At 61.8% G+C, this 4,004-nt stretch carries 4 protein-coding genes; 3 read left to right on the top strand and 1 reads right to left on the bottom strand.

What is annotated here, in order from left to right; genetic code table 11:
• Positions 1–1,076 (top strand): YbfB/YjiJ family MFS transporter (locus tag EN925_RS26225; RefSeq protein WP_164894396.1); only part of this gene is annotated, 1,076 nt, incomplete at its 5' end.
• 113 nt (positions 1,077–1,189) lie between these two features.
• Entirely contained in the window at positions 1,190–2,449 is a 1,260-nt protein-coding gene (gene sbmA / locus EN925_RS26220) for a peptide antibiotic transporter SbmA (protein WP_013532851.1), read from the top strand.
• 33 nt (positions 2,450–2,482) lie between these two features.
• Here the strand turns inward: sbmA and EN925_RS26215 are convergent, their stop codons facing one another.
• Positions 2,483–3,490 carry a polysaccharide deacetylase gene (locus EN925_RS26215; RefSeq protein ID WP_084652795.1) on the bottom strand — a complete coding sequence of 336 codons (1,008 nt, stop codon included), beginning with the start codon at positions 3,488–3,490 and terminating at the stop codon, positions 2,483–2,485.
• A gap of 213 nt (positions 3,491–3,703) precedes the next feature.
• Here EN925_RS26215 and EN925_RS26210 point away from each other — a divergent pair.
• Positions 3,704–4,004, top strand: a 301-nt coding sequence (locus EN925_RS26210) for a tetratricopeptide repeat protein (protein WP_128337035.1), incomplete at its 3' end; no start/stop codon positions are given.

The following is a 4,004-nucleotide window of genomic DNA, read 5'->3' as shown; positions in this document are numbered from 1 at the left end:
TCTACACGCCGATCCTGCCCGGCATGATGCAGGAATTGCATCTGTCGCCTGCCGATGCCGGTTGGATCGCGTCGGCCAATTATCTCGGCTACCTCGTCGGCGCGTTGGCAGCGGCGGGCGGCTGGGCGCATGGGCGCGAGCGCCTGCTGATGCTGGCGGGGCTTGGCGCCAGTACGGTCCTTGCCGCGCTGATGGGGCTGACCGATGCGATGGCCGGCTTTCTCGTCATCCGCTTTCTGGCCGGTCTGGCCAGCGCCTTCGTCATGGTGTTCATGGCCAGTATCGTTTTCAGCCACATAAACGCTGCCGGTCGCAGCGACCTGCAGGCCTGGCATTTCGGTGGCGTTGGCCTGGGCATCGCTGTGTCGGCGGCGATGATGGCGGTGCTGGTCGCCGAGCATTCGGGCTGGGCTGCAGGCTGGCTGTGGTCGGCGGCGATTTCGGCCTGTGGTTTCGTCCTCGTTGCGCTGTTGGCCAATGAGGGTCCGCTCGGCAACGGCGAAGTCACCCGCGAGCCGGCACTGCGGATGGACCGGTCGTTGGTCAAGGTCATCGTCGCCTACGGCCTGTTCGGCTTTGGCTATGTGGTGACGGCGACATTCCTGGTCGCCATCGTCCGGCAAGGCGGCGGCAGCCGCGTCTTCGAGGCCATGGTGTGGATGGTCGCCGGTCTTGCGGGCTTTCCCTCAGTCTGGCTCTGGCAGAAGATCGCGGCCCGCACCGGCCTCTATGCCGCCTATGCGCTGGCGTGCTTCATCGAAGTTGCCGGCGTCACCGCCAGCGTCGCCATCGGCGGCGCCACCGGGCCGCTGCTTTCCGGCGTGCTGCTCGGTGGCACCTTCATTGCCATCACCGCATTTGGCCTTCAGGCCGCCCGGCAGCAGGCGCCAAGCGCGCCGCGGCGGATATTCGCCCTGATGACGGCTGCGTTCGGCCTTGGCCAGATCATCGGGCCGGTCGCCGCCGGGTTTCTGGCGCAGATGTCCGGCGATTTCTTCCTCGCCTCGATCACAGCCGCGATCGTGCTGGTCGTCTCCGGCGCCATCACATGGTCGGCTGCGCCAAAATCGCCATGATTGTGGGCTTGCTGTGCCGGGCATCGGGCACGGGCATTTTCTTTCCCACTAATGTGTGACTTTATGCCCGCTGTCGTCAGCTGATTTGCGCCTAGATCGAGGAATTCGCCACAGTGTTCGTATCCTTTTTCCCGCAGCCGAAGCTGTTCTTCACTTCGGCCGCCGTCTGGAGCCTTGCGGCGATCCTGTTCTGGTTCTTCGGTGGTGAACAATTAGGTACGGTTTTCGGATTGCCGCCCGCCGCGGCCGGCGCGCCGCCCATCATCGGCATCGCCATCCTCGTATCGAAGCCGTTCCTCTGGTTCTATCTCTATTTCGCGTTCTGCGTGCTCGTCTTCTACGCATTCTGGAGCTGGTATTCGCCGCATCCATGGCAACGCTGGTCGATCCTGATGACCGCGGTCATCCTGTTCTTCATCTATTTCAATGTGCAGGTCAGCGTCGCCGTCAACGCCTGGTATGGGCCTTTCTTCGACTATGTGCAGGGGCTGATGTCGGGGACTGGAAAGTCGACCAACAGCGAATTTTATATCGGATTGGCTGATTTTTCGTGGCTCGCCCTGGTCGGCATGAATGTGCAGGTGGTCAACGCCTTCATCGTCAGTCACTGGATCTTCCGTTGGCGCACGGCGATGAACAACTACTTCGTCGAGAATTGGGGCAGGCTACGCCATATCGAGGGTGCCTCGCAGCGCATCCAGGAAGACACGATGCGGTTCTCGCAGATCATGGAAGATCTCGGCTCCAGCTTCGTCCAGTCGATTATGACGTTGATCGCATTCCTGCCGGTCATGATCCAGTTGCAGGCCCATATCACCGAGTTGCCGATTATCGGCGCGATTCCACAGCCATTGGTTGTCGCAGCCCTTGCCTGGTGTCTGTTCGGGACGATCTCGGTCATGGTTGCAGGTCTGAAACTTCCAGGGCTGCAGTTCCGCAACCAGCGCGTTGAGGCAGCCTACCGCAAGGAACTCGTCTACGGCGAGGATCACGCGGACCGGGCCCAGCCGGCCACCACGGCCGAGCTGTTCGAGAATGTTCGCCACAATTATTTCAGGCTCTATTTCCACTACATCTATTTCAACGTCGTCCGTTACACCTACCTGCAGGCCGACAACATTTTCTCGCTGCTGATCCTCGGTCCCTCGCTGGTGGCGCACAAGATCACGTTCGGCGCGCTGAACCAGATTTCGAACGCATTCGGCAAGGTGACCGGTTCACTGCAGTTTCTGCTCACCTCCTGGTCGACCATCGTCGAGCTGCAATCGGTCCACAAGCGCCTGCGCGCCTTCGAGGCGACGCTGCAAGGCGAGCCGCTGCCCGATATCGACCAGCGCTATCTGGCAAGGCAGGGCGCTGAGGATCCGGCCTAAAGATCGAGGTTGGAAACGAACCGGGTTGGCGGCTCAGCCGCCGACCGAGACCTGCCTCTGGCCGGCATCCTGGCGCGAAACATAATCGCGAAAACTGATGCATTCGACATCGGCCTTGACACAGACATCGCCGGCAAAACGCTCCAGCGCGTTCCAGTAGGCGCCGTCATTCATCAGCGCGAAGTGGAAGCCGAGCTCCAGCGGAATGCGCTTGCCGGCATACTGCTTGTCGAAGGCGGCGCGGAAGGCATCATAGGTCCGGTTGGCGAACTCGCCCGCTTGGCTTGGCCGTTCGAAGCCGCCGGAATGCCTGACATAGAGATTGTAGTCCATGGCGATCACCGGCCGTGACTTCGGTCCTTCTGGAATCTGCGGCAGCGAAAAGTGCATGACGCCGTTGCTGGCCGTCGGTCGGGCGGGGCCCTGCGAGACGCCGCTGGCGTCGAATTGATAGCCGGCGGCCGGCAGCGCTTCATAGAGCGCCTTGCCCGTCGACAGATACGGCGCGCGAAAACCGACAACCGCATGCCGTGCGAAATCGCGCCAGCCCTCAGGCTCGGGCGCAATGCCGTTGATGGCATAGGCGTTCTCGAGAATGTGCTCGAACGAACCGAACTCTTTCAGCCAGTCGGCCTTGCTCCAGTCCTTGCCGTCGAAATGGCCGCAGCCATGGCTGGCGATGTCGTGGCCCTCATGCGCGGCAAGCCCGATCTGCTCGAGCCGGTCGGTGACTTCCTGTTTCGAGGCGGCAAAGCCGATATTGGATTTCCCGGCGCTTCTGCCGGGTGCGGTGTATTCCTTGCGTGTTTCCGTCGACAGCAGGAAGACGCAGGACAGAAAATAGGTGAAATGTGCCCCGGTGCGCTCAGCCAGTGCTCGACTGCGCTTCCACTGCGAAATGTCGCGGGCGCTGTCGAACGAGATGATGACGACCTGCTTGGGCTTTGCCGGCACCGGTGGCGCGGGCGGGTCGGCCAGAGCCACGCCGGCAGTGACGAGCGCGGCAAGTGAAAACGCAACAACGCGGAACGGACGAAGCATAGGAAATCTGATCTTAACTCGGGGAACGTCTGCAAGCCGGCTATCGCCTAAATGTGGCGCGGGTGCGATGGGCCTCTTCGGCTGCTCGTCCGGGGCAAACATCCGTTTGCCCCGGACAATAGCGATTTTCCGGTTGAACCCCTTCCATGCCGGCAAAATTTCGCTAAAACGCGGGCTGACAAAGGCCCGACCGGGCAGGAATGGTTTGATTTGATGTCCGACGACAGTTTTATCCGTGAAGTCAACGACGAGATCCGTCGCGAACAGGCGCAGGCGCTGTGGGACCGTTTTGGCCCAGCCCTGATTGTCGTTGCGATCCTCGTGGTGCTCGGCACCGCAGCCTTCGTCGGCTATCGCTATTGGGACGAGACGCGCGCCAACCGCTCGGGCGATGCGTTCTCGCAGGCGCTGAAGCTTGCCAATGACGGCAAGAACGATGAGGCGCTGACCGCGCTCGATCAGTTGGAGAAGGATGGCTACGGCGCCTATCCGCTGCTCGCACGCATGCGCGGCG

Origin of the sequence: Mesorhizobium sp. M7A.F.Ca.US.006.04.2.1, assembly GCF_004022915.1 — a bacterium.
Lineage (GTDB): Bacteria > Pseudomonadota > Alphaproteobacteria > Rhizobiales > Rhizobiaceae > Mesorhizobium > Mesorhizobium ciceri.
Note: the sequence above shows the minus strand (reverse complement) of the source record. Positions and strands in the feature narration are given on the sequence as shown.

What these genes read in the sequence shown, in the direction of transcription:
- EN925_RS26215 (WP_084652795.1), bottom strand. Translation starts at nt 3,490, where the DNA reads ATGCTTCGTCCGTTCCGCGTTGTTGCGTTTTCACTTGCCGCGCTCGTC.